23 protein-coding genes and 1 riboswitch are annotated in these 24,086 nt (G+C 41.9%); of the genes, 14 read left to right on the top strand and 9 right to left on the bottom strand.

Annotation, left to right across the window (positions count from 1 at the left end; genetic code table 11):
• Positions 1–22: 22 nt before the first annotated feature.
• Positions 23–715 (top strand): NAD-dependent deacylase, encoded by a 693-nt coding sequence (locus tag ABTP35_RS11620; protein WP_293296219.1) that lies wholly within the window; start codon positions 23–25, stop codon positions 713–715.
• On the opposite strand, the gene ABTP35_RS11615 is transcribed toward ABTP35_RS11620, so the two are convergent.
• Positions 705–1,157 carry a heme-binding domain-containing protein gene (locus tag ABTP35_RS11615; protein ID WP_293299060.1) on the bottom strand — a complete coding sequence of 151 codons (453 nt, stop codon included), beginning with the start codon at positions 1,155–1,157 and terminating at the stop codon, positions 705–707. The two genes, ABTP35_RS11620 and ABTP35_RS11615, sit on opposite strands and share 11 nt — an antisense overlap.
• Before the next feature lie 34 nt (positions 1,158–1,191).
• Between ABTP35_RS11615 and ABTP35_RS11610 the strand changes: the two genes are divergently transcribed.
• Both ABTP35_RS11610 and purB read left to right on the top strand, forming a co-directional pair.
• Positions 1,192–1,764 carry a hypothetical protein gene (locus ABTP35_RS11610; protein WP_293296221.1) on the top strand — a complete coding sequence of 191 codons (573 nt, stop codon included), beginning with the start codon at positions 1,192–1,194 and terminating at the stop codon, positions 1,762–1,764.
• A gap of 46 nt (positions 1,765–1,810) precedes the next feature.
• Positions 1,811–3,154 (top strand): adenylosuccinate lyase, encoded by a 1,344-nt coding sequence (purB, locus tag ABTP35_RS11605; protein WP_375334204.1) that lies wholly within the window; start codon positions 1,811–1,813, stop codon positions 3,152–3,154.
• Positions 3,155–3,225: 71 nt separating this feature from the next.
• Here purB and ABTP35_RS11600 read toward each other — a convergent pair whose 3' ends face one another.
• The 5 genes from ABTP35_RS11600 to ABTP35_RS11580 all read right to left on the bottom strand — a co-directional run bounded on the left by ABTP35_RS11600 (position 3,226) and on the right by ABTP35_RS11580 (position 6,322).
• Positions 3,226–4,041 (bottom strand): mechanosensitive ion channel family protein, encoded by an 816-nt coding sequence (locus ABTP35_RS11600; RefSeq protein WP_375334203.1) that lies wholly within the window; start codon positions 4,039–4,041, stop codon positions 3,226–3,228.
• 139 nt (positions 4,042–4,180) lie between these two features.
• Positions 4,181–4,720, bottom strand: coding sequence for a DUF4252 domain-containing protein (locus ABTP35_RS11595; RefSeq protein WP_224837780.1), 540 nt, complete (start codon positions 4,718–4,720; stop codon positions 4,181–4,183).
• A gap of 117 nt (positions 4,721–4,837) precedes the next feature.
• A complete protein-coding gene (locus ABTP35_RS11590; RefSeq protein ID WP_224837781.1) occupies positions 4,838–5,377 on the bottom strand; it encodes a DUF4252 domain-containing protein in 540 nt (179 codons plus the stop codon).
• 14 nt (positions 5,378–5,391) lie between these two features.
• Entirely contained in the window at positions 5,392–5,826 is a 435-nt protein-coding gene (locus ABTP35_RS11585; RefSeq protein WP_224837782.1) for a hypothetical protein, read from the bottom strand.
• On the bottom strand, positions 5,813–6,322 hold the full coding sequence (locus ABTP35_RS11580) for an RNA polymerase sigma factor (RefSeq protein ID WP_224837783.1): 510 nt from the start codon (positions 6,320–6,322) through the stop codon (positions 5,813–5,815). The genes ABTP35_RS11585 and ABTP35_RS11580 overlap by 14 nt, the downstream gene beginning before the upstream one ends.
• Before the next feature lie 212 nt (positions 6,323–6,534).
• On the opposite strand from ABTP35_RS11580, the gene ABTP35_RS11575 reads away from it, so the two are divergent.
• On the top strand, positions 6,535–8,028 hold the full coding sequence (locus tag ABTP35_RS11575; protein ID WP_375334202.1) for a S41 family peptidase: 1,494 nt from the start codon (positions 6,535–6,537) through the stop codon (positions 8,026–8,028).
• 33 nt (positions 8,029–8,061) lie between these two features.
• On the opposite strand, the gene ABTP35_RS11570 is transcribed toward ABTP35_RS11575, so the two are convergent.
• Positions 8,062–9,924 carry a TonB-dependent receptor plug domain-containing protein gene (locus ABTP35_RS11570; protein ID WP_375334201.1) on the bottom strand — a complete coding sequence of 621 codons (1,863 nt, stop codon included), beginning with the start codon at positions 9,922–9,924 and terminating at the stop codon, positions 8,062–8,064.
• Positions 9,925–9,992: 68 nt separating this feature from the next.
• Positions 9,993–10,217: riboswitch (cobalamin riboswitch) on the bottom strand.
• A gap of 55 nt (positions 10,218–10,272) precedes the next feature.
• Between ABTP35_RS11570 and ABTP35_RS11565 the strand changes: the two genes are divergently transcribed.
• The 6 genes from ABTP35_RS11565 (at position 10,273) to ABTP35_RS11540 (ending at position 15,696) form a co-directional block, all read left to right on the top strand.
• Positions 10,273–11,424, top strand: coding sequence for an ABC transporter substrate-binding protein (locus tag ABTP35_RS11565; protein WP_293296231.1), 1,152 nt, complete (start codon positions 10,273–10,275; stop codon positions 11,422–11,424).
• A complete protein-coding gene (locus tag ABTP35_RS11560) occupies positions 11,424–12,455 on the top strand; it encodes an iron ABC transporter permease (RefSeq protein ID WP_293296233.1) in 1,032 nt (343 codons plus the stop codon). The genes ABTP35_RS11565 and ABTP35_RS11560 overlap by 1 nt, the downstream gene beginning before the upstream one ends.
• Positions 12,455–13,234 (top strand): ABC transporter ATP-binding protein, encoded by a 780-nt coding sequence (locus ABTP35_RS11555; RefSeq protein ID WP_293296235.1) that lies wholly within the window; start codon positions 12,455–12,457, stop codon positions 13,232–13,234. Before ABTP35_RS11560 ends, ABTP35_RS11555 begins: the two co-directional genes overlap by 1 nt.
• 134 nt (positions 13,235–13,368) lie before the next feature.
• Positions 13,369–14,703 (top strand): DNA recombination protein RmuC, encoded by a 1,335-nt coding sequence (gene rmuC / locus ABTP35_RS11550; protein WP_293296237.1) that lies wholly within the window; start codon positions 13,369–13,371, stop codon positions 14,701–14,703.
• A 10-nt stretch (positions 14,704–14,713) separates the two neighbouring features.
• Positions 14,714–15,079, top strand: coding sequence for a 6-phosphogluconate dehydrogenase (locus ABTP35_RS11545; RefSeq protein ID WP_293296239.1), 366 nt, complete (start codon positions 14,714–14,716; stop codon positions 15,077–15,079).
• 71 nt (positions 15,080–15,150) lie between these two features.
• Entirely contained in the window at positions 15,151–15,696 is a 546-nt protein-coding gene (locus tag ABTP35_RS11540; RefSeq protein WP_224837791.1) for an acyl-CoA thioesterase, read from the top strand.
• On the opposite strand, the gene pgl is transcribed toward ABTP35_RS11540, so the two are convergent.
• Both pgl and zwf read right to left on the bottom strand, forming a co-directional pair.
• A complete protein-coding gene (gene pgl / locus ABTP35_RS11535) occupies positions 15,677–16,402 on the bottom strand; it encodes a 6-phosphogluconolactonase (RefSeq protein WP_293296242.1) in 726 nt (241 codons plus the stop codon). The genes ABTP35_RS11540 and pgl overlap by 20 nt on opposite strands.
• Positions 16,403–16,513: 111 nt before the next feature.
• Positions 16,514–18,046, bottom strand: coding sequence for a glucose-6-phosphate dehydrogenase (zwf, locus tag ABTP35_RS11530; protein ID WP_293296244.1), 1,533 nt, complete (start codon positions 18,044–18,046; stop codon positions 16,514–16,516).
• A gap of 168 nt (positions 18,047–18,214) precedes the next feature.
• Here zwf and gndA point away from each other — a divergent pair, with 168 nt between their 5' ends.
• The 4 genes from gndA (at position 18,215) to ABTP35_RS11510 (ending at position 24,054) form a co-directional block, all read left to right on the top strand.
• Complete coding sequence (gndA, locus tag ABTP35_RS11525) at positions 18,215–19,624, top strand: NADP-dependent phosphogluconate dehydrogenase (protein WP_293296246.1); 1,410 nt, start codon at positions 18,215–18,217, stop codon at positions 19,622–19,624.
• 10 nt (positions 19,625–19,634) lie between these two features.
• Positions 19,635–20,486 (top strand): ChaN family lipoprotein, encoded by an 852-nt coding sequence (locus ABTP35_RS11520; RefSeq protein WP_293296248.1) that lies wholly within the window; start codon positions 19,635–19,637, stop codon positions 20,484–20,486.
• 163 nt (positions 20,487–20,649) lie between these two features.
• Positions 20,650–22,680 carry a S9 family peptidase gene (locus tag ABTP35_RS11515; protein ID WP_293296250.1) on the top strand — a complete coding sequence of 677 codons (2,031 nt, stop codon included), beginning with the start codon at positions 20,650–20,652 and terminating at the stop codon, positions 22,678–22,680.
• A 111-nt stretch (positions 22,681–22,791) separates the two neighbouring features.
• A complete protein-coding gene (locus tag ABTP35_RS11510) occupies positions 22,792–24,054 on the top strand; it encodes a DUF819 family protein (protein ID WP_293296252.1) in 1,263 nt (420 codons plus the stop codon).
• Positions 24,055–24,086: the final 32 nt, after the last annotated feature.

Genomic DNA, 24,086 nt, shown 5'->3' with positions numbered 1-24,086 from the left:
TAATTGTGAATTTGGATAAAAAATGTCGAAGCAAAAAATTGTAGTACTTACCGGAGCGGGAATGAGCGCCGAAAGCGGCCTAAAAACCTTTCGTGATGAAAACGGACTATGGGAAGGACACGATGTAATGCAGGTTGCATCTCCGGAGGGTTTTGCCAAAAATCCGGATTTAGTGTTGGAATTTTACAACCAACGTAGGCGACAATTGTTGGATGTGGCACCGAACCAAGGTCATTTGGCATTGGCACGGTTGGAGCAAACTTTCGATGTTAGTATTGTTACGCAAAATGTTGATAATTTACACGAGCAGGCCGGCAGCTCACACGTGGTCCATTTGCACGGAGAATTGTTCAAAGTAAGAAGTACAAGAAACGAAAATTATATTTTGGATTGGACAGGAGACTTGGTACTAGGGGATTCCGACGAAAACGGACATCAACTACGACCACATATTGTTTGGTTCGGCGAAATGGTCCCAATGCTGGAAAATGCGGCTCAAATTACGCAACAGGCCGAAATTTTGATCATCGTAGGCACCTCCATGCAAGTGTATCCTGCGGCAAGTTTAATACACTACGCCCCCAGCAATACCCCAATTTATTTTATAGACCCAAGGCCCAATATCCGTGCATCGGATTTTGAGAACCTCACTATAATCCCAAAAACCGCTGCCGAAGGAGTTCCCACTTTAGTGGAACATCTTTTTAATAGGTAGCCCTGATCTTTTCTGCCCAACTTACCAATGCACTGATCTGCTCCTCGGACAATTTGGCATCGGCATGTGTCCAAGTGTACTCGTTCAACGGCATACTGCCCCGTTTTACTTCCTCTATGAGCTCTTCCAATTTGTGGTCTTTTTTCTTCTCGTCATAATTCTGCCAATCGGAAAAATCCAAATGTTTTTTGCCATCTTCAATATGGTCGGCCAGCCAATACGAGACCGGAGCAATAGTATTGTACCAAGGGTACTCGGTATTCGCACTGTGACAATCGTAGCAAGCTGTTTTCAGAATTTGCTTCACCTCCCGGGAGGGCTTTGTTTCAGCTTCAAAGGCGGCAACATAGTCCCCTTCGGAGATATTTTTTTCAGGACGATAAAATTGCATTCCTATCAAAACCACCAATAGGGCAATTGCTATTTTTTTTACTATTTTCATCATACAGGATTTTAGTAAATATATCGATTTTTTTGTGACCGAAACCGAGCTCCATATCGCACTTAATTCCGGTAGGATATCAAAATCACAAATAGATGATTTGGTATTGCAATTACAGCAAGCGCCCCAATTGGCCAAAACGCTTTATAAAGAAATAATAGCGGAAGACAAGGAAGGTACCTTTAATGCCAGCTGGACCTTTGATCATTTAATGCGCAAAAAACTGACCTATCTCCTCCCTTTTTTTGATGATTTTGTAAACGGCCTTGCCCAATTAAAGACCGAATCGTGCATTAGGCCCGTTGCCCATGTTTGCGAAATGGTCTGTGAAGCGTATTTTAAGAAAAAAGACCCTGTTTTTATTGAAAATATTACCCATGATCAACTGGAAAAAATATTGACCGCTTGTTTTGATTGGTTAATAGGCCCAATGAACATGGCGCCCAAGGTATTTTCCATGACCAGTCTATATTATTTGGGGCTACGCTTTGATTGGGTACACCCCGAGCTCAAACTAGTTCTGGAAGATAGTTACGCGACCGGAACCACAGGGTACAAAAACAGAGCAAAAAAAACTCTGGATAAGTTGGCCAAATTAGGTGTCTAAACCGCAGCGTTTAAGTATCTTTGATGCTTTCAAAATTTTCCTGACCATGTCATTGACACCACTAAACGCCATTTCGCCGATCGACGGTAGATATAGAAATAAAACCGAAAGTTTAAAAGATTACTTTTCCGAAGAAGCCTTGATCAAATATCGCGTCCAGGTAGAAATCGAATACTTTATTGCCCTTTGTGAAATTCCATTGCCACAACTGGCTGATTTCAACACCGCTTTGTTTCCCCAACTACAGAAGATCTATCAAGAGTTTTCTTCGGACGATGCCCAATCGATCAAGGATATTGAAAAGACCACTAACCACGACGTAAAGGCCGTGGAATACTTCATCAAACAAAAATTTGATGGATTAGATCTCCAAAAATACAAGGAGTTTATCCACTTTGGGTTGACCTCGCAAGACATTAACAATACGGCTGTTCCCCTCTCCATCAAAGAAGCCATGAACAATGTGTACGTGCCATCATATTTAGAGGTTTTTGATAAATTGAAGGAGCTGGCCAAGGAATGGGAAAACATCCCTATGTTGGCACGCACGCACGGACAACCTGCCTCCCCTACGCGTTTAGGCAAGGAAATCGATGTTTTTGTAGAGCGTTTTAAAGAGCAGTTCAATTTATTGAACGATATTCCAAGTGCAGCCAAGTTTGGTGGTGCTACAGGAAACTATAACGCTCACAAAGTTGCTTATCCAAACAACGATTGGAGGGCATTCGGAAAACAGTTCGTGCAGGAAAAACTGGGGTTGCACCACTCCTTTCCCACCACCCAAATTGAACATTACGACCATATGGCCGCCCTGTTCGACTGTCTTAAACGAATCAACACTATCTTGATTGATCTGAACAGGGATATTTGGACCTATATTTCCATGGATTACTTTAAACAGAAAATCAAAAAAGGAGAGGTTGGCTCATCGGCCATGCCGCACAAGGTAAACCCTATTGATTTTGAGAATTCCGAAGGTAACTTGGGCTTGGCCAATGCCATTTTTGAGCATTTATCTGCTAAATTGCCAATTTCACGCCTACAACGCGACCTTACGGATAGTACGGTTTTAAGAAATGTGGGAGTCCCTTTCGCACATACCATTGTTGGTTTTCAATCCACTTTAAAAGGATTGAACAAATTGGTGCTAAATCAAGCTAAGTTTGAGCAGGATTTGGAGGATAACTGGGCCGTGGTCGCAGAGGCCATTCAGACTATTTTACGAAGGGAGGGCTACCCGAACCCCTACGAAGCTTTAAAAGGTCTGACCCGTACCAACGAGAAAATCAACCAGAAATCCATTGCCGATTTTATAGAAACCTTGGAGGTATCGGAGGCCATTAAAACTGAACTGAAACAAATAACCCCAGCGAATTACACCGGGGTTTAAGTTTGTGTCAGTTCGAGCGCAGTCGAGAACCAACTAAGACAGCTCGACTGTGCTCGATGTGACAAAAATTCTTATGCTTCTTTGTGGATTTCCACCTGGTGTGGATAAGGAATTTCGATTCCGGCTTCATCCAAGGCAATTTTGCAATTTTCATAGGTTCCAAAGTACACATCCCAATAATCTTCGGGCTTACAAAAAGGACGTACGGCAAAATTCACTGAACTATCGGCCAGTTCCATCACATTAACCGACGGTGCAGGTTCTTTAAGTACTTTTGGGTTGGAAGTGAGCACGTTCAACAGCACTTCTTTGGTTTTTTTGATATCCTCACCGTACCCTACTCCAATAACGGTATCCACTCGCATTTTACCCTCCGCGGAATAGTTGATGATGTTGCCGTTGGCCATAGCTCCGTTCGGGACAATAGCCAGTTTGTTTTGTGGTGTTACCATTTTTGTGGTGAAAATTTCTATCTCCTTTACCACTCCAAGAACGCCTTGGGCCTCGATAAGGTCTCCAATACGGTAAGGTTTAAATATCATGAGTAGTACACCTCCAGCAAAATTGGACAGCGAACCTTGCAACGCCAAACCTACGGCAAGACCTGCAGCTGCGATTACTGCAGCAAATGTGGTAACATCTACCCCTAGTCGAGAGATAACGATAATGATCAAAAATATTTTGAGCGACCAAGACAGTAGGTTCAACAAAAATTTTTGCAGGGATTCATCATATTTACTCTTTGACATTACCTTTCGGGTTCCACCGATGATTTTCTTTACCACCCACATCCCCACAATGTAGATAAGAAGTGCTGTAATTAGTTTAGGTCCGAATTCTTTGGCCAGTTCAATACCGTAGTCGAACCATTCTTGTGCTTTTTCCATGATGCTATAGTTTTGTTAGTGTTCTTGTTGTTAGACACTAAGATACTAAACTAGGTCACTTTTTTATGTATCGAATCTTTATCGTAAAAAGAAAAAGGGCGACAATTGTCGCCCTCATTGGATTATATAATGATTGGTCTTAGCCTTTTAGAAAATCACCGATTTCACCCAGCCCTTCGCCTTTGTAATCGGATTTTTGAATGGCCTGCATTAATTGTATGATATGTGCCGGGTTCATATCCTTGCCGAGCACACGGACCAGGGCAAAGCCTTTGTCCTTACTATCTCCATAAATAATCACTTCATCAATGGCATCCTCATCTCCCAAATATTTGATAACCCCCTTGCCGTACTTGGAGTTTATCTTCATGAGTTCAACAAAGTCGTCCCCTTTTAAGATTTGGCTCACTTTCTTTTTTTCGATCTCGTATTCGGCAACATTGTCCTCATTCTTTTTAAAGGCCAATAAATTGAACTTTCGCAATGATTCTATGGCCTCTTTTTGAGTCGGGGTCAGCTCCACCTCATCCATTTTGAGAATGCTTGCCGGTACATCGATGGACAAAAAATTCGGGTTTTCCGAATTGTCCACATAATACTCCTGCAAAGTGGGCTGCGACGCGCACGAAGCCAAGAACAATGCTCCGATTGCCATTATGGATTTAATTAAATGTTTCATTTTTCTATTCTTTTTTTGATTGATAGTGTCAACTGATTACCGGTTGACAATAATTAGTTGGAGGGTTTTGTATTTTGTTACAATTTCCAACCGATTATTGCCAACCGATATTCTTATCTAATTTTTCTTTCCTGCTTCGTTAAGCTCTTCTGGCAAGTTCATTTTTTTGGTCAAAGAACTTATGTTGTTCAAATCTATATCGCCGGTTAGAGAAAGGATTACCGTTTCAAACTTTTGACCATTGGCCTCCACATTTTTCATTCCGGTAATGAACATCAGCAGCTCGCTTACATGATCGGCATCTTTACCTTCTTTAATGTAGAATTTTACATTGGCATCCTTGTCTTTGATTCGCATCAACTCCTCCATTTTTGAAGATCTTAGGTAGCTATCGACAGAAGATTTCATGTCGTCGCCAATTTTCTTGTTCTCGGTGGTAAACACCTTTAAACTTTTAAGACTGCTGGCAATTTCCATAAAATCGCGTGCCTCTGGATCATCCACTTCAACATCTATTTTTGCCAATAAATTGAACATACTCTTGTTCACGATCACTGTGGTCACATCGTCCAGATCTTCAAACTTGTCAAAAACGGACTGAGAGAATCCTGCCAAAGGCAACAATGCCATTACTGTTATTAAAATATACTTTTTCATTTTTGTTACGCTTTTTAATTGTTATTGTAAATTTTTTGTTTTGCATCTTCAAACTCTTTTAAGTAGGCCACTTTTTCCGTACCTCGGTTAAAGTTCACTGCTAAGAGTTCGAGTGCTTTTTTGGTTTCCTCGTAGGCAAACTCTGCCTTTTCTTGCTCCAAACGCTTTGTTTCTTGGTACTGATTACCAAAATAGATGCCAAAGGTCAAAACTACTGCCGCTGCAACGGATAGCCACTTGTAATAGTTTACTCTAGGTTTTAATGGTACCTGCTTGGTGTACTTTTCTTCCTTGGCCATGGAAAAGTAGTTGAACATGGGCTTGTACTGCTCCAAGTGAGGTGCGACCTCCTCTTGTGAAAAATAGGCCCTAAGTGTTCTTTCTTCGTCCACTGTAGCAGTGGCCTCGAAATACTTTTCCAATATTTTTTCTATGTTACCCAATTCCATAGTTATGTTTTTTTATCAATTCTTCTCTTACTGTTTTTCTTGCCCTCGACAATGCTACGCGCACAGCTGTCGGTTTCATGTCCATGAGCTCGCATATTTCGTCGAACTCGTATTGCTCCACATCGCGCAGTTGCAATATCATTTTTTGTTGTTCTGGCAGGTCTTTTATAATTCGTTCCATCCAGTTTACACTGTCTTCTGCCTCCAATTGTTTTTGTAAGGAGGTGTTTTCATCACTGTAATTACTGTGAACCAATTTTAGGTTTCCTGCTTGTTTGGACTTTAAGCGGTCCAAACAAAAGTTTTTGGTCATGGTCATGGCAAAAGCCTCTACATTTTTGTACTTCCCCATCGACTCGTTCTTAGACCAAAGCTTCAACAAAATTTCTTGAGTGGCGTCTTCCGCTTCTTCTCGGGAGACCAATAGGCGCTTGGCGAGCCTAAAAAGTTTATCCTGAAAAGGCAAAACCACATTTAAAAATTCTGCTTGTTTCATTTGGTTGTCTTAGTTATTTTAAGGCCTTTCTTATCGACCTACACTATCACGACGATACATATCGAATATTGTTACAAAAAATTTGCGATTTCCTCAGATAAGCCTATTTTGCAAGGTAAATTTATTTGATATAACGTTTGGTTTTACTCTTACCCACCCCAGTTTCTTAGAGTTTGGAACAAAATTTGAGTAAATTCAAAAAAAATTAAGCTATGAAAAAGTACCTCTATCTATTTTTTGGAGCAACACTCCTCTTCACCTCTTGTAGTAGTGACGACAATGAAATCAATAATGGCCCTACACCCGACCCAGAACCCGGTGCGGATGTTACAGCACAAAATTTTATGTGGCAGGCCATGAACCTTTGGTATTTTTGGCAAGGGGATGTAGAGGATTTGGCTGATGACCGATTTTCCACAAATGCCGAGTACACTGCTTTTTTAGAGGCCAATTCAAATGCCGAAAACTTTTTTTATAGCATTTGTAACAGGCATGAGGAGATTTTTGGGGATGACAACGCAATAGATCGATTTAGTTTTGCCAATGATGACTATTCGGAACTGGTAAGTGGCCTATCTGGAATATCCCAAAGTAATGGGGTCGAATTTAGATTGAGCCTGATTGGCGGTACGGAAAATGTTTTTGGCTATGTACTTTACATATGGCCGGATTCCGATGCCTCGACCAAAGATATACAACGTGGCGAGTTTTTCACTAGGGTCAATGGCACCCAACTTACCATTAACAACTACAGGAATCTTTTGTTCGGTGATAACAGCACTTACACGCTTGGAATGGCGACCGTTACCGACAATACCATCTCTGATAGCGCCAAAGAAGTAGAACTTACCAAAATAGAAAATCAAGTCGAGGACCCCATCTTGATTGCCGAAACACTGGATGTAAACGGGACTAAAGTTGCCTATTTAATGTACAACCGTTTTTTAAGCAGTTTCGATGAAGATTTGAACGCTGCCTTTGCCAAATTTGTAGCCGACGGAGCAACAGAACTTGTTTTGGACATGCGCTACAATCCGGGAGGTTCCGTAAACACATCCCGTTTACTGGCCAGTATGGTCTATGGAACCAACACAAGTGAGGTATACATAAAACAAAGGTGGAACGATAAAATACAAGTACAGTTCAGCGAAGAATTTTTAACCGATTATTTTGCAAATTCCACAGGCACCAGCGCCATTAACTCCTTAAATTTAGACCGTGTTTTTGTTATTGCCACAGGTGATTCTGCCTCGGCAAGCGAATTGGTAATGAACGGACTTGACCCTTATATCGATGTAATCCATATTGGAGAAACAACTCGTGGTAAAAATGAATTTTCAATTACCTTGGTAGATGACCCAGAAAACTCTTTTATTTATAATAGTGACCGTGAGGGCAATATCAATGCTGAAAATTCTTGGGGATTACAACCTTTGGTTGGAAGGAACGAGAATGCCGATGGGTTTTATGATTACACCAATGGTTTGGCGCCAGACATTGCCCTAGAAGAAGATTTAACCAATTTTGGAGTCTTAGGCGATGTAAACGAGCCTCTCCTGGCCCGTGCTCTACAAGAAATTACAGGTAGCTCTGCCAAAATAGACTTTACCGTGGAAATGCCCGCAGAATCTTTTACGTCATCTAGATTGGAAACTCCTATAAAGGACAATATGTATTTGGAAAAACCACTACAGTTAAACAACTAATAAAAAAGCGGCCGATCGGCCGCTTTTCTTTTTTTAAAGGTTCAGGCTGAGGCCGACCCTAAAGTTTCGTCCTCTGGTGGTGAACCCAAGCAACTCCCTATAATCCTCATTCAACAAATTATCCGCGTTCACAAAAACATTTAATTTGTTTTTGATCAACTCATGCTGAACAGAAAGATTCAATATTGAAAACGGGTCAAGGGCTACATCGGTAAAAGTTGAAAAATCAGTATCAAAACGCTCACCGGTATAGGCATAGCTCAAAGATGCATTGGTACTTTCACAAAACTGATACCATACAGAAACATTGGCCTTGTGCTTGGGAATACGTATGGCATTGTCGCCTTTCCGTTCCGTAAAGGTATAATTGGCATTTACCCTAAAATTGCTCAAAGGCAACCAAGTTGCTTCCACTTCCACCCCGTTGGCATCAATCTCATCGGCAACATTTATCGTTGTAAAGTTAGCATCGTAACCAATGGCATTTGTTTCGTTTCTATCAAAATAAACCGTACTGATTCTTAATGTATTGTTCAATTTAAACTCCACGCCCGCCTCAATAGTGGTATTTTCTTCTGGCTCCAAGTCTGGGTTTCCACCAAAAGCACCGAACAACTGGGTCAAGTTCGGTGTAATATAAGAGGTTGCATACGATCCCATCAATTTTATATACCCTTTATTCGTATCAAATACATAAGATGGGTTCAGGTTGTACACAAAATGGTTTCCATATTCGGAGTGATTGTTCAAGCGGGCACCTGCATTCAAATTCAATCCAAAATCCGAAACATAGACCACATTGGCATAAGGATCTACAATGGTAAAATCAACCTCCTCCGCAAAAATAGCCTCGTCCTTAATATAGTTTACTCCAAGTATCGTATGGAACTGCTCTCCAAAAACATATTTATGGTACACATCCAATACCCAATTGTTGCCTTCGGTAGTGCTTTCACCAAAAGTATCGTTGGCCATGGACTCGTAATCTGTATAGGCCGCATTTAAGTGAACCGATCCTTTGCCATACTCAAATTCAGAGGAAACCCCAACCCTTTGCTGCTCGTTCTTCCCTACATTTGGAGCTTCGGCCAAAGAAGCATCATATTCATTCCTAAATTTGGTTTGATTGCCATATAGCTGAACGCCGAACCTTTCCGTAAATTGATAGCCAAACCTTACATTGGTGCTGTAATTTGAAAAAACATCCTCTTCATTTTCAGGTGTCACAGCAGCAGACAATCCACTTTTGTACCGATTGGAAAAATCCACCCCATAATTGAACTTGCCCAATGTGCCATTTACATTTGCGGAATTTTGAATGCTACCTATATTATAATTCTGGTCCTCCGAAGTTTGATTGGTCCCAACACTGGTTTCAAAATTACCGGCCATCTTCTTTTTGGAACTCTTTTTTGTTGTAATGTTGATCACCGCAGTAACTGCATTGGTTCCATAAAGTGTGCTGGCCGCTCCTTTAATGATCTCAATGGACTCAATTGTACTGGGAGACAGTAGACGTAGATCATATTCGGCAGAAAATGTGGATGGGTCGGCCACACGAACGCCATCGATAATGATCAAGACCTGTCTGCCACGGCCACCCCGGGCGTAAACCCCGAGCACATCGCCATCCCTGCCCCGGCTACCGGCAATCTCGATACCACTTTTTGTGTTGATGATCTCGGCAACCGTTCTGCCTTGGTTTCGTTGCATTTCCTCAGCTGTGATCTTGATTACCGTTTTTCCTGAGTTTTCACGCTTCAATTCAAATTTTGAGTCGCTAACAACAACCTCGTCCAGTTGTTGAACTTTAAGTGAATCTTGCTGTATCTGTTGTGCAAAGATCCCCTGTCCCGCAAATAGAGCGGTAATTAACCATAAATGATTTTTTTTCATTTCGTTTAATTGAATAAACGGGAGAATAGTATGTGTTGCATACGTAAACCTTTATCCCGAAAGTTTAACAATGTTTGTTTGAATGTGGCAGGTCTCCTGGCTTGTGTTTTGCCTCCTACCTTCCCGCCCATTGGACAGTGGTTTTAGAAGATGAGACAAACGCCCAATACTTACTTTTAAAAAAACAGTAATTCTTGGGCACAACTTACAGTTGCGGGAACAGCTCCGGATTTGCACCGGATTCCCTTTTAATCCCACGGAAAACCGTGAGAACCAAAATTCGAGGCCAAAGCTAATCAATCTGTTTAATCTTTTTCCTCAAAAATTAAATAATCTTACTTTTGGGCCATGGCAAAACAACAATGGTCAATTCTAGTTTTAGGATTTCTTTTGATGACTTTGGTAGGTTGCAAACAAGAAAAAAAACAGCAACCTTCCCAAAATCAAGAATTAGATTCCAAAGTAAAATATGCAACCGGATTTAAAGTAACCAAAGAGACCGATCTTACAATAATAGAGGTCACCGGGGCTTGGCCCGGGGCAAAAAGTTTTAAATATGCGTTGGTTCCCAAGGAAAAATTACCGTCCATTACTCTACCAAAAGATGCATACGATGCCATTATCGCCACCCCAGTAGAAAAGGTGGTGCTTACTTCCACTACCCACATAGAACCCTTACAAAAACTTGGGGCGTTAAATACCGTAATCGGCTTTCCAAATACGGACTACATTTCAACACCCGAGGCCAGAGAGCGAATTTCGGCAGGGCACATAAAGGATTTGGGAATGAATGATGTTCTCAACACAGAAATGGTACTGGCCCTAGACCCCGAACTTATTTTTGGATTTAGCATTAATGAGGAGAACAAGGCCTACGATATTTTAAAACAGGCAGGAATTCCAGTAGCCTACAATGGTGATTGGGTGGAGCATACCCCGCTCGGTAAAGCCGAATGGATCAAGTTTTTTGCTCCATTTTTCAATAAGGAAGCCCTGGGAGATAGTATTTTCACAGAAGTAGAATCATCTTACAAACAAGCAAAAGAGATTGCAAAAAAAGCAAAATCCAAACCTACCGTGCTAACCGGGGGACTTTACAAGGATGTGTGGTATGTGGCTGGGGGCCAAAGTTGGATGGCCCGCTTTATAAAAGATGCAAATGCCGATTATGCGTGGGCTTCCACACCCGAGACCGGAAGCATTGGGCTAAGTCTCGAATCGGTTTTGGAAAAAGCCCAAGATGCCGAATTTTGGTTTAACCCATCAGCACAAACCACTTACGACCAAATAAAAGCCGCAAATACACATTACGGCCGGTTTTCTGCTTTTACGAACCAAAAAGTATATTCCAATGCCATTGAAAAAGGCGAAACCGGTGGACTTATTTTTTACGAATCGGCACCTCACCGACCCGATGTGGTCTTAAAGGATTTTATTAAGATATTGCATCCGGAATTATTACCGGAACACCAGCTGCAATTTATCAAACCCATAAAATAATGCCATTCACAAGAACATATCGCATTTCCTTTTTGCTATTGTTGGTTGCATTATTATGTTCTTCGTTGTTGAATATTAGTTCAGGATCGGTTTCCATCCCCTTTGCCGACGTGCTATCTATTTTGCTTGGAAAATTGCCAAAGACAGACTCTTGGGAATATATTATATGGAACTATCGGATTCCAAAAGCATTTACCTCCATATTGGTTGGCGCAGGATTATCCTTGAGCGGTCTTTTAATGCAAACATTGTTTAGAAATCCATTGGCCGGACCTTTTGTTTTGGGAATAAGTTCCGGGGCCAGTTTGGGTGCCGCACTACTGTTAATGGGCTCAACATTTTTGACCGGTTTTGCTACCTTTTCTTTTTTGAGCGATGTTTCCCTTGCCATCGCGGCCAGCATTGGAAGCTTTTTGGTTCTCTTTGTTGTCATGCTTGTCGCACAACGGGTAAAGGACACCATGGCTTTACTGATCATCGGTTTGATGTTCGGTAGTATTACCTCGGCCATAGTCAGTGTGCTCGCTTATTTTTCGAGCGCAGAAAATTTACAACGCTTCATTTTTTGGTCCTTTGGAAGTGTGGGCAATCTCTCCACTAACCAACTGCTTTTATTGGGAAGCATTGTAGCTTTGGGCGTTTTACTGAGTATTATCTCCATAAAATCCTTGAATGCTTTTCTTTTGGGAGAAAACTATGCGCAAAGCTTAGGGGTTTCCTTGAAAAAATCACGATTGACCATCATTATCTCCACTGGATTATTGGCTGGGGGCATCACAGCTTTTGCCGGCCCAATAGCCTTTGTTGGCCTGGCCGTTCCGCACCTTACCCGTCAAATTTTTGATACCATGGAGCACAAAGTATTGATCCCGGCCGTAATGCTGTACGGGGCCATTTTAATGTTGTTGTGCGATACCTTGGCCCAATTGCCCAACTCCGCTAGTGTATTGCCCATAAACGCCATCACCTCTTTGGTCGGTGCACCGGTTGTTATTTGGATTTTGGTCCGTAAACGCAAAATGATGTTCTAATGGCTAAAGTTGACGAAAACATACTATCCATAAAGGATTTGGCCATTGGATACGATTCAAAAGTCGTAGCGGAACATATCAATTTTGACTTAAAAGCTGGAATGCTCTGCGGAATTGTGGGCATAAACGGTATTGGAAAATCTACTCTACTTCGCACTTTGGGCGGGTTTCAACCCAAAATTTCCGGTGATATAATTTTGAACCATAAAAACTTGAAAGATTACACCGCTTCCAATCTATCCAAAGAACTTAGTGTGGTATTGACGGAGCAACCTGCTTCTAAAAATCTGACCGTTCAAGAATTGATTGCCTTGGGCCGCCAACCGTACACCAATTGGCTGGGCTCACTTACCGAACTGGACAAGGAGCAGATACGATCAAGTGTGGCCGCTTTTTTGCTAGAAGATCTTAAACACCGAAAATGCCACGAGCTCAGCGATGGCCAAATGCAGAGGGTACTGGTGGCCCGCGCCTTGGCACAGGACACCTCCATAATTTTGCTTGACGAACCTACCACCCACTTAGACCTGTACCACAAAGTACAGATTCTTAAAATGCTCCAGGAATTGGCCCACAACAAACATAAAACCATACTTTTTACAACCCATGAAATAGAATTGGCCATCCAACTGTGCGATCGAATATTAATTTTGGACGGTAAGGACCAACCCTTTGGCGACCCCTGCAAATTGATAGAAAAGCAGCACTTTGACCGTCTTTTTCCATCGGAAATGGTAAAGTTTGATGCTAAAACCGGTACGTATAAGGTTTCAAAATAGGAACAACATTCCTGATGCACAAAACTGCTTTTTTAAATCAAAAACAGTCAATATTTATATTGTGGATTTCCTACAAAGCCCGAATGACATTTTATCTTTGTAATCCATTATCTTTATCTTCAATAAACAATTTAATGAGCACAGTATTTATCTATTTGATTATTGGCTTAATAGCAATGGCCCTAGGCCTTTTTGTCGGTATTTATATCCAAAAACTGAAAACCAAATCGAACGAAAGTGTTTGGGGGGAGCGGGAACAACAACTAAACGCCACTATCACATCCCTAAAAGATAGAATACAGCTAAACGAGGAGGACCAAAAACAGTTGCAACGGGAAAAAGAACAGCAAAGCAATCAAATTGTTCGGTACCAAGCAGATTTGGAGAACCTTCAAATAAAGAACAAAGAGCAGAAAGAAGAAGTTGAAAAGCTACAGGAAAAATTCACAAAGGAATTCGAAAATTTGGCCAACAAAATTTTGGACGAAAAAAGTGAAAAATTCACCAAGAGCAATAAGGAGAACATAGAAAACATACTTACACCTCTCAATAAAAAGATTAAAGAGTTCGAGGAAAAAGTTGAAAAATCCCAAAAGGAAAACATTAGCATTAACTCTTCCCTAAAACAACAGTTGGAAAGTCTTCAACAACAAAACTTAAAAATTACCCAAGAAGCCGAAAACTTGACCAAGGCCCTAAAAGGCGACAGCAAAATGCAAGGTAACTGGGGCGAATTGGTATTGGAGCGCGTTTTAGAAAAATCCGGCTTGGAAAAAGATCGGGAATACAGTGTGCAACAAAGTTTTAAGCGTGAAGATGGCAGCAGGGTTATGCCCGATGTGATCATCCACTTACCTGACGGCAAAAAAATGGTGGTAGATTCCAAGGTATCGCTTACCGATTACGAACGTTTTACCAATGCAGAAGAAGAGGATAAAGCTAAATTTTTAAAAGACCACATTAATTCACTGCGCAGGCATGTGGAACAACTCTCCTCCAAAAAATACGAGGATCTCTACGAAATGGAAAGCCCTGATTTTGTTTTAATGTTCGTTCCGATAGAACCTGCATTTGCCATCGCCATTAATGAGGACAATTCTCTCTACAATAAAGCCTTTGAACAAAATATTGTTATTGTTACCCCGTCTACCCTATTGGCTACCCTTAGAACCATAGATTCGATGTGGAGCAATGAGAAACAACAACGAAACGCTATTGAAATTGCACGCCAAGCAGGTGCACTTTATGATAAATTCGAAGGTTTTGTATCGGATTTGACCAAGGTGGGAAAAAAAATGGACGAGGCGAAGACCGAATACCGTGGTGCTATGAATAAACTGGTAGAAGGCCGTGGGAATATTGTCACAACTATTGAAAAATTGAAAAAGATGGGCGCGAAGGCAAAAAAGTCACTTCCCGAACCCATACTAAAACGCGCCCACGAAGACGATTTTGAAGAACTAAACTAGAGAACGAACCATGAAAAAATTCCTTACCATTTTTATTGCTGTCATTGTAATTGGCACATTGGGATATTTTGCATTTGTATATTACGTTCCCTATAGCGAGGGATACCGTTCCGGGGAACTGATCAAGTTCAGTAGAAAAGGTGTATTGGTAAAAACATGGGAAGGACAGATAAGCCAAGGATTATCCGGGACCAATGTATTCTCCTTTTCGGTGGAAGATGGAGAAAAAGAAATCATTGAAAAAATGAAGGAATACCAAGGACAGTATATTAAAATGACCTACAAGGAGCGCTACGCCACCTTTTTCTGGTTGGGCGACACCAAATACTTTATCACCGAGGTAAAATCCGAAAAATCACCCATTTTTAGAAATTAAAGCTATCTTTTTACGACCGCATACAAAGGAAACCAACTTTTCTCTTTGAAAAAACGAGATAATTATAAGCTATGAAAAAGTTCAAATCATCCAGAGAAAGTAGAGTGTCCATCACAGAACTCATGTTGCCCTCCCATTCCAATTTTGGAGGAAAAGTACACGGAGGGCACATCCTAAACCTTATGGATCAAATTGCATTTGCCTGTGCGTCCAAGCATTCACAAAGCTATTGTGTTACAGCATCGGTAAACCGGGTGGATTTTCTTAACCCGATCGAAGTTGGCGAACTGGCCACGCTAAAAGCGTCCATCAACTATACCGGTAAAACTTCTATGGTGGTGGGAGTACGTGTTGAGTCCGAAAATGTAACTACGGGAGAAGTAAAACATTGCAATTCCTCTTATTTTACCATGGTCGCCAAAGGAAAAGATGGCAAAAACAAAGCAGTGCCCGGACTTATCCTAAAAACAAAGCAGGATATACGCCGCTTTGCCCGCAGCAAGGAACGTAAACAATCAGCGTACAAACGCGATAGCAAGTACGAATCCAACAACTTTAAAGTAAACGAATATTTAGAGTTTTTGGAAGGAGAAAATGTTAAGATGGATCTTGATTGAGCTTGGCCGCTGCTTCCTCGTCCAAAAACCAAACTAAATTTCCTGATGCAGGATTCACCAAAGAGGCAGGGTAAACTTCGGAGCCTTTGGTTTTTTCCACTACCACCTTCACTTTTTCGGCTTTTGATGCCCCTGTGACCAAAAAGGCCACCTCTTTGGCCGCATTGATCACCTTGCCATTTATGGATACCCTTTTTTGACCGGACTCTGGATGATTGGCAACTACACAATGGTCATCGGAATCCCAAAGTTCTATCTCGTGCGGAAATATTGATGCTGTATGCCCATCATCCCCCATGCCCAATATTACCAAATCAAATTGGGGAACCCCTTGCACCCTATCGAGATCAATTTCCAATAGATTGGCATATCGCATTGCTTCGTTTACGGGATCCTTTTCGCCCAAAATACGATTGATGTTCTCCTTGGGCACCTCTATTTTAGAGAAAAGATGCTCAACCGTCATTTTATAATTGCTCTGATCATCGGTCGGCGGCACACAACGCTCATCGCCCCAATAAAAATTTACTTTGTTCCAATCCACTGTACCTGCATATTTCCGGGCCAATAGATCAAAAACTATTTTTGGCGTACTACCGCCGGACAAGGCCACATGAAAAGCACCTGCCTCTTTTACTCTATTTACAAAATAGTCCGAAAAATTTTCGGCTACTTCCTGCTTGTCCCTATATATTTTTAACTCCATCTTAATTTAGTTTTCAGTTCTCGACTTTTAGTTCGGCTACGCCCAGTATTATAATTATAACAGAGAAGTATTGACCATTGCCGATTGCTTACTGCCTACTGCCTACTGTATTTAACAAATCACACAATATCCCGGGTCGTCGGCTAAATTCTCGCTAGGATTGCGCCAGTATCCTTCTTCTTCAATTAGGTCATCGGCATTTTCAGGTCCCCAGGCCCCTGCACCATATCCGTACATACGAACATCCTTGCCATTTTTCCAATAATTTAGAATCGGATCTACAAACTCCCATGCCGCTTCCACCTCATCCGCTCTGGCATACAAGGTTGCATCACCTTGCATACAATCCAGCAATAGGCGCTCATAGGCCTCCATTACATAGGTTTCGACCAAGCTGGAGTAGTAAAAATCGAGATTGGCCCTTTCCACCTTGAAGCCTTGACCCGGTACCTTGACCCCGAACTTGATCAGTATTCCCTCATCTGGTTGTATCCTAACAATGAGTTTATTGTCCATTTCCTGCATTTCGGAACCTTTAAATATTTGGTGGTGCGGTTTTTTGAAATGAATAACGATTTCGGTCACCTTTGTGGGCATACGTTTGGCCGTACGCACATAAAATGGAACACCGTGCCAACGCCAGTTATCCACGTAGAATTTTACTGCGGCATAGGTTTCTGTGGTCGAATTTGGGTCCACCCCATCCTCATCACGGTACCCTTTTACGGTTTCGCCTTTAATGGTAGACCCGACATACTGGGCGCGAATGGTGTTTTCTGCCAATTCTTTTTCGTCGGTCATTATGCGCAAAGACTTTAAGGCCTTTACCTTTTCGTTTCTGATCTCTTCGGCCTCAGAACCAATTGGAGGTTCCATAACCACCAAGGATACAATTTGTAGAAGATGGTTCTGGAACATATCGCGGAGCGCACCGGACTTGTCATAATATCCACCACGTTTTTCAACGCCAACGCTTTCCGCATTGGTTATTTCGACATGTTGTATGTAGTTGCGGTTCCATAAAGGTTCAAAAATACTATTGGAAAATCGGGTCACAAGTAAGTTTTGTACCGTCTCCTTGCCCAGATAATGATCTATTCTATAGATCTGATTTTCCTTAAAGTACTGGTGCAACCCTTTGTTCAGTTTTTTTGCGGTTTCCAGACTGTAGCCAAATGGTTTTTCCACGATCAATCGTTTCCAACCATTGTTTTGGGTATTCATCCTCACTTCCGAAAGTCTATGTGCAATAGTCTCGTACAAGGTTGGCGGGGTCGAGAGGTAATATATGATGTTTCCCGAAGTACTGTGTCTATCTTTAAGTAATTCGACACGTTTTCGCAGGTTGGAGTAGTCCGTATCATAATCATCCCCTATATCCTCATAGTAGAGTTTATCGGCAAAGCCCTTGAGTTTAGCCTCATCGATATTCTTGGTCTTTTCGGTCAAAAAAGAACTGTTGTAAACAACCCGTTCACGATAGGCTCCGTCCGAAAGATTGCTCCGGCTTACACCAAGTACCACATAGTTTTTTGGCAACTGGTCGGCCATGTATAGATTAAATAGCGATGGAATAAGTTTTCTAGCGGTCAAATCACCTGATGCCCCAAAAATCACGAGCATCTGATTCTCTGTCTTTTTCATATATTTTTTTGTTTTCTGGCGAGTATTGCATCAAAGGTTCTTACCCTTTTTCAAGTTGGTATCATTATCTTTGAGCATCACGAAGATAAGGTTTATTTTAGGTTCATAATTCAATAAACATCAACCTTAGTGTTGTCTTAACAATAAAAAAGAGCAGAAAAATACATCATGGCAAATACATACGATTTTGGTCTTGTTGGCCTGGGAGTAATGGGACGTAATTTTATTCTTAATGTGGCGGATAACGGATTTACCGCATTCGGAAACGATTTAGATGAAGAAAAGGTGAACGCCCTGATAGATGAAGGTGGAGATGCGGCCAAGGTCAATGCTACCTCCGATATTAAAACCTTTGTACAATCCCTGACCATGCCTCGCAAAATTATGTTGTTGGTACCGGCAGGTAAAATTGTGGACAGTGTAATCGATGGGCTTTTGCCCCACTTGGACAAAGGTGATATTATCATTGATGGTGGAAACTCGTTCTACACCGATACGGATCGCCGTGAAGCTTATTTAAAAGAAAAAGGCATCAACTTTTTTGGAGCTGGTGTTTCGGGAGGTGCCAAAGGTGCTCGTAAAGGTCCAAGTATTATGCCAGGCGGTTCCAAGGAAGCTTACCAGCACGTAAAACCCATTTTCGAAGCTGTTTCCGCCAAATACCAAGGTGAACCCTGCGTAACTTATTTAGGTCCAAAATCTGCCGGCAACTATGTAAAAATGGTGCACAATGGCATTGAATATGGATTGATGCAGCTTACCTCGGAAATATACGATCTGCTTAAAAAGGCAGGGGGACTTTCCAACAGCGAACTGCACAACACATTTTCTCAGTGGAACAACGGAAGGTTACAATCGTTTTTGGTCGAGATCACTTCCGAAATATTTGCCCAAAAAGATGACTTGACTAACAATGATCTGGTAGACATGATTTTGGATAAGGCCAAACAAAAAGGAACGGGCAAATGGACCTCTCAAAACGCAATGGATTTGGGAATTCCCGTACCCACCATAGATATTGCCGTGAGTATGCGAGAGATTTCCGCATTGAAGGGTGAACGCACAAAAGCGGACGAATTGTATGATCGCCCTCTCCCAAAAGCTGTAAACAAATCCGAATTTACCAACAAAGCGGAACAAGCTTTATATTTTGCCTTTATTATTACTTATGCTCAGGGGATGCACCAGTTATCCGATGCCTCCAAGGAATATGGTTACGAATTGGAACTGGGGGAGATCGCCAAAATATGGCGCGCCGGGTGTATTATCCGTGCCGCACTATTGGCCGATATCACCGAGGCCTACCAAACCGATAAAGATTTACAGAACCTATTACTTTCCCCTTCTTTTGTGGAAAAAGTGAAAAGCACTGTAGATGCCGCAAGAGAACTGGTAAGTTATGGTGCCGAGAATGGTATCCCGTTACCTGGATTATCCAACGCACTCACCTATTTCGATGCCTATACCAGTAGCCGTTTGCCATTAAATTTGATTCAGGCACAGCGCGATTATTTTGGCTCGCATACCTATGAGCGACTGGACCGTGAGGGTATTTTCCATACAGAATGGGAAAAATAAAATGTGGGTTATGAAAAAGGTATTCCTGTTAGTTGTATGCTCCTTTTGCTTTTCCACCATAAATGCTCAAAAGAAACCATACGTTATTTATAACGCCAAAGGCAAAAAGGTCTCTTACAAAAAAATGTTGAAGACCATGGAAAAAAAGGATATGGTATTGTTCGGTGAACTGCACAACAATCCCATTGCGCATTGGTTACAATACGAGCTCACTACCGACCTCCATACCAAACGGCCACTTATTCTTGGAGCAGAAATGATCGAAGCCGATAACCAAAAGGAGCTTAACGATTATTTGTCCGGAACAATAGATTACAAAGCATTGGATTCCACCGCAAGACTTTGGAACAACCATAAGACCGACTATGCTCCGTTGGTCGATATTGCCAAGGATAATGATCTTGTTTTTGTAGCATCCAATATACCTAGACGCTATGCTAGCATGGTTTACAAAGGTGGTTTTGAAGCATTGGACACATTGCCCTCCAGAGAAAAGGAATGGATTGCCCCCTTGCCCATTCCATACGACCCCGAATTGCCAGGATACCAGAATATTCTAACCATGATGGGCGATCACGGTAGCCCCACATTGGTAATGGCACAAGCGATCAAAGATGCTACCATGGCACATTTTATTCTTAAGAACTATAAAGAGGGTTCTCTTTTTATACATTACAACGGAGCCTACCATTCCAACGATTATGAAGGTATTCTTTGGTATTTACAATTGAACAGACCCGACTTGATCTACGGAACCATCTCGACCGTTATGCAGGAGAATGTGCATCAACTGGATGAAGAAAATATAGGAATAGCCGACTTTATTATTTGTGTGGACAGTAACATGACGACCACCTATTAATTCATTACCGAGCAGCAGAGAACAGTCAACATTTCTCTAATTGACCCCATACATTTCCGATAAGGCACGGTCCATTTTAAGTACCATCTACAACTATTGCCACATACCAACCCCAACCCCTGGATAAAATCCTTATTTTTAAGACACTAATCAACCCGTAATCATGAAAAAAATCATCGCTACCTTATTATTGTTTGTGGCCATAAACCCATTAGGATTTGGTCAAGTACAATCAAACCTTGAATTGTTGGATATCTTTAATATGGAATATGTATCCGACCCTCAAATTTCTCCCGATGGCTCCAAGATCATCTATGTCAGAAACTTTAAGGATATTATGACAGACCGGAACCTCTCCAATCTTTGGATCATTGATTTTGACGGTTCCAATAACCGCCCGCTCACCACGGGCAACCATAACGATTTTGCCCCAAAATGGTCGCACGATGGCAAAAAGGTCGTTTTCAAATCCAATATGGCAGATGACAAAATGAAACTATATCTGATGTGGTTGGATACCAAAGAAACCTTGGCTTTGACCAATACTCCCCAGTCGCCTGGACAGGTATCGTGGTCCTATGATGATTCGTATCTGGCATTTAACATGTTTGTTCCCGAAGCCAACCAATCCATTATTAAAATGCCGGCAAAACCAGAGGGAGCCAAATGGAACGCTCCCCCTAAGTATATTGATAAAATGAACTATCGCGGAGATGGTGCGGGCTATTACAAAGGAGGCAACTCCCAACTATTTACTTTGCCCATTTCCGGTGGAACGCCAAAACAACTTACGTTTTCCGAGTTCGACCATGGCGGCCCTATCTGGTCCAAAGACAACTCCAAGTTATATTTTAGTGCCAACTTCCATAAAGATGAAGAAATGGAACCTGCGGATAGCGAGATCTATTCGATAAAAATCGATAATGGTGAGATAACCCCATTAACCGATCGTTACGGACCAGATGGCAATCCAGTGTTATCTCCCGATGGTACAAAAATCGCCTATCTCGGATACGATGATCGTTTACAGGGATACCATGTAACCCGACTATATGTGATGAACTCGGACGGTTCAGATGCTAGAGTAATCTCTCAAAATTTTGATAGAGATATCGAAGATATGGCGTGGAACAGCAAAGGCAACGGCTTCTATTTTACATACACTGACCAAGGTATGGGAAAATTGGCATCCATTGATCTTTCTGGCAAAGTGGGGGATATCACCGATGGCTTGGGTGGTCTTTCCTTGGGCAGACCCTATAATGCTGCCAGTTTCTCCGCTTCGGCCAACAATAAGTTTGCCTACACTTTAGGAAACACCGACCATCCGTCCGATCTTGGAGTTGCCGATACCCGAAGCCATAAACGATTAACCGCTTTGAACAACGACTTGTTCTCCTTTAAAAAGTTGGGCAAAGTAGAAGAGATGTGGTGGGAGTCCTCCTATGATCAGCGAAAGATACAAGGTTGGGTGGTTACACCTCCCGATTTTGACCCCAACAAAAAATACCCTATGATCCTGGAAATCCATGGAGGGCCCTTTACGAGTTACGGCGCCGTGTATTCCGCAGAAATTCAGGCATACGCTGCAGCAGGCTATGTAGTTTTATATACGAACCCAAGAGGCAGCACTAGCTATGGAGAAGAGTTTGGCAACCTAATTCATCATGACTATCCCAATCACGATTACGACGATTTAATGTCCGGCGTGGATGCCCTTTTGAAAAAAGGCTATGTGGACGACAATAATTTATTTGTGACCGGGGGATCCGGTGGAGGAGTGCTTACCGCTTGGATCGTGGGCAAAACAGACCGGTTTAAAGCTGCAGTTGTTGCAAAGCCCGTTATCAATTGGGCCAGCTTTGTCCTATATGCCGATGGGGTACAGTTTTTCTCCAAATACTGGTTTGGAAAAAAACCATGGGAGGATCCAGAAAACTATTTTAGACGTTCTCCGTTAAATTATGTGGCCAATGTAAGTACTCCGACCATGTTATTGACCGGCGAAGAAGATTATCGGACGCCAATCGCCGAATCGGAACAGTTTTATGCCGCTCTAAAATTGGAAAATGTGGAGACCGCGATGGTCCGAATTCCGGGTGCATCTCATGGTATAGCCAACAAACCCAGTAACTTAATTGCCAAAATAGCAAGTGTTTTGGCATGGTTTGATAAACATAAGGCAGAAAACTAATTCAAGTACCTCGTCCTTTTTTCCAACTGTAAACAGCACGAAAACATAGTCGGCCATAACCTAAGGCCTGAACGATTTTGCTATATTTGGGATTTTTAGCTATAAAGATCTATGGACCAATTACCGTTTACCAACGACACCGTGATATTTGGCTTGCTTTGCCTTTGTTTAGGTTTTGTTTTTTATACATCATCCATAAAAACTGGATTTTGGGCAAAGTTTTATCGCTTGGTCCCTACCCTGTTAATGTGCTATTTGTTACCGGCCATTTTGGCCAGTTTTGGCATCATTGACGAAGCATCGTCCAACACCTATTATGTGGCAAGCAGATATCTTTTGCCTGCTGCTCTAATTTTAATGACGCTGAGCATAGACCTTAAAGCTATCCTAAATTTAGGCTCCAAAGCTTTGGTCATGTTCTTGACCGGCACCGTGGGCATTGTTATCGGAGGCCCCATCGCTATATTGATCGTATCCATTTTTTCACCGGAAACTGTTGGAGGTATCGGCCCCGACGCAGTTTGGAGAGGCCTTGCCACAATTGCCGGAAGTTGGATCGGCGGTGGTGCCAATCAAGCTGCCATGCTCGAGGTTTTCCAGTACAATCAGGAAAGTTATGGTGGTATGGTCCTCATTGATATTGTGGTGGCCAATCTTTGGATGGCCATAATCCTGTTGGGCGTTGGCAAAACAGAAAAAATAGACCGTTGGCTCAAAGCGGACACTTCCTCCATTGAAAAACTCAAGGAAAAAGTTTCCACCTATACCGAAAAAATAACAAGGGTAACGACCTTGAACGATTATATAATGCTGTCCTTCTTTGCCTTTACCGGTGTTGGTATTGCACATTTTGCAGGACATCATTTTTCGGCTTTTTTACAGAACAATTTTGAAATTGTAAGAAATCCGGAGAAAATTTTATCCTCTCTGGGTTCACAGTTTCTTTGGATGGTAGTTTTTGCCACGGCCATTGGAATTGGTCTTTCTTTTACCAAAGCAAAAAATTATGAAGGCGCAGGAGCCAGCAAAATTGGAGGTCTCTTTATATACATTTTGGTAGCAACCATTGGTATGAAAATGGATTTGGGCAAAGTAATGGAAAACCCGGGCCTTATCGCTATCGGATTGGTATGGATCAGTATCCATGCGGGTTTACTTATCCTAATGGCTAAAATTATAAAAGCCCCTTTCTTTTTTCTCGCCGTGGGCAGCCAGGCCAATGTCGGAGGTGCGGCTTCGGCCCCGATTGTTGCTGCAGAATTTCATCCATCGTTGACCTCTGTAGGCATTCTTTTGGCTGTTTTTGGTTACGTAGTGGGTACAGCCGGAGCATATTTATGCGCTTTGTTGATGGAAGTCGCGTCGAATGTTTAAATATTTTCAGAAGATTATGCATATTTGCCCAT

This window comes from Flagellimonas alginilytica (assembly GCF_042134605.1).
Taxonomy (GTDB): domain Bacteria; phylum Bacteroidota; class Bacteroidia; order Flavobacteriales; family Flavobacteriaceae; genus Flagellimonas; species Flagellimonas alginolytica.
The sequence above is the reverse complement of the archived record's forward strand: the minus strand, read 5'-3'. Positions and strand labels throughout refer to the sequence as shown.

What these genes read in the sequence shown, in the direction of transcription:
- ABTP35_RS11560 (WP_293296233.1), top strand. Translation starts at nt 11,424, where the DNA reads ATGCCATTCACAAGAACATATCGCATTTCCTTTTTGCTATTGTTGGTT.
- ABTP35_RS11545 (WP_293296239.1), top strand. Translation starts at nt 14,714, where the DNA reads ATGAAAAAATTCCTTACCATTTTTATTGCTGTCATTGTAATTGGCACA.
- gndA (WP_293296246.1), top strand. Translation starts at nt 18,215, where the DNA reads ATGGCAAATACATACGATTTTGGTCTTGTTGGCCTGGGAGTAATGGGA.
- ABTP35_RS11615 (WP_293299060.1), bottom strand. Translation starts at nt 1,157, where the DNA reads ATGAAAATAGTAAAAAAAATAGCAATTGCCCTATTGGTGGTTTTGATA.
- ABTP35_RS11510 (WP_293296252.1), top strand. Translation starts at nt 22,792, where the DNA reads ATGGACCAATTACCGTTTACCAACGACACCGTGATATTTGGCTTGCTT.
- pgl (WP_293296242.1), bottom strand. Translation starts at nt 16,402, where the DNA reads ATGGAGTTAAAAATATATAGGGACAAGCAGGAAGTAGCCGAAAATTTT.
- ABTP35_RS11620 (WP_293296219.1), top strand. Translation starts at nt 23, where the DNA reads ATGTCGAAGCAAAAAATTGTAGTACTTACCGGAGCGGGAATGAGCGCC.
- ABTP35_RS11555 (WP_293296235.1), top strand. Translation starts at nt 12,455, where the DNA reads ATGGCTAAAGTTGACGAAAACATACTATCCATAAAGGATTTGGCCATT.
- ABTP35_RS11520 (WP_293296248.1), top strand. Translation starts at nt 19,635, where the DNA reads ATGAAAAAGGTATTCCTGTTAGTTGTATGCTCCTTTTGCTTTTCCACC.
- purB (WP_375334204.1), top strand. Translation starts at nt 1,811, where the DNA reads ATGTCATTGACACCACTAAACGCCATTTCGCCGATCGACGGTAGATAT.
- ABTP35_RS11580 (WP_224837783.1), bottom strand. Translation starts at nt 6,322, where the DNA reads ATGAAACAAGCAGAATTTTTAAATGTGGTTTTGCCTTTTCAGGATAAA.
- ABTP35_RS11590 (WP_224837781.1), bottom strand. Translation starts at nt 5,377, where the DNA reads ATGAAAAAGTATATTTTAATAACAGTAATGGCATTGTTGCCTTTGGCA.
- zwf (WP_293296244.1), bottom strand. Translation starts at nt 18,046, where the DNA reads ATGAAAAAGACAGAGAATCAGATGCTCGTGATTTTTGGGGCATCAGGT.
- ABTP35_RS11595 (WP_224837780.1), bottom strand. Translation starts at nt 4,720, where the DNA reads ATGAAACATTTAATTAAATCCATAATGGCAATCGGAGCATTGTTCTTG.
- ABTP35_RS11565 (WP_293296231.1), top strand. Translation starts at nt 10,273, where the DNA reads ATGGCAAAACAACAATGGTCAATTCTAGTTTTAGGATTTCTTTTGATG.
- rmuC (WP_293296237.1), top strand. Translation starts at nt 13,369, where the DNA reads ATGAGCACAGTATTTATCTATTTGATTATTGGCTTAATAGCAATGGCC.
- ABTP35_RS11515 (WP_293296250.1), top strand. Translation starts at nt 20,650, where the DNA reads ATGAAAAAAATCATCGCTACCTTATTATTGTTTGTGGCCATAAACCCA.
- ABTP35_RS11585 (WP_224837782.1), bottom strand. Translation starts at nt 5,826, where the DNA reads ATGGAATTGGGTAACATAGAAAAAATATTGGAAAAGTATTTCGAGGCC.
- ABTP35_RS11570 (WP_375334201.1), bottom strand. Translation starts at nt 9,924, where the DNA reads ATGAAAAAAAATCATTTATGGTTAATTACCGCTCTATTTGCGGGACAG.
- ABTP35_RS11540 (WP_224837791.1), top strand. Translation starts at nt 15,151, where the DNA reads ATGAAAAAGTTCAAATCATCCAGAGAAAGTAGAGTGTCCATCACAGAA.
- ABTP35_RS11600 (WP_375334203.1), bottom strand. Translation starts at nt 4,041, where the DNA reads ATGGAAAAAGCACAAGAATGGTTCGACTACGGTATTGAACTGGCCAAA.
- ABTP35_RS11575 (WP_375334202.1), top strand. Translation starts at nt 6,535, where the DNA reads ATGAAAAAGTACCTCTATCTATTTTTTGGAGCAACACTCCTCTTCACC.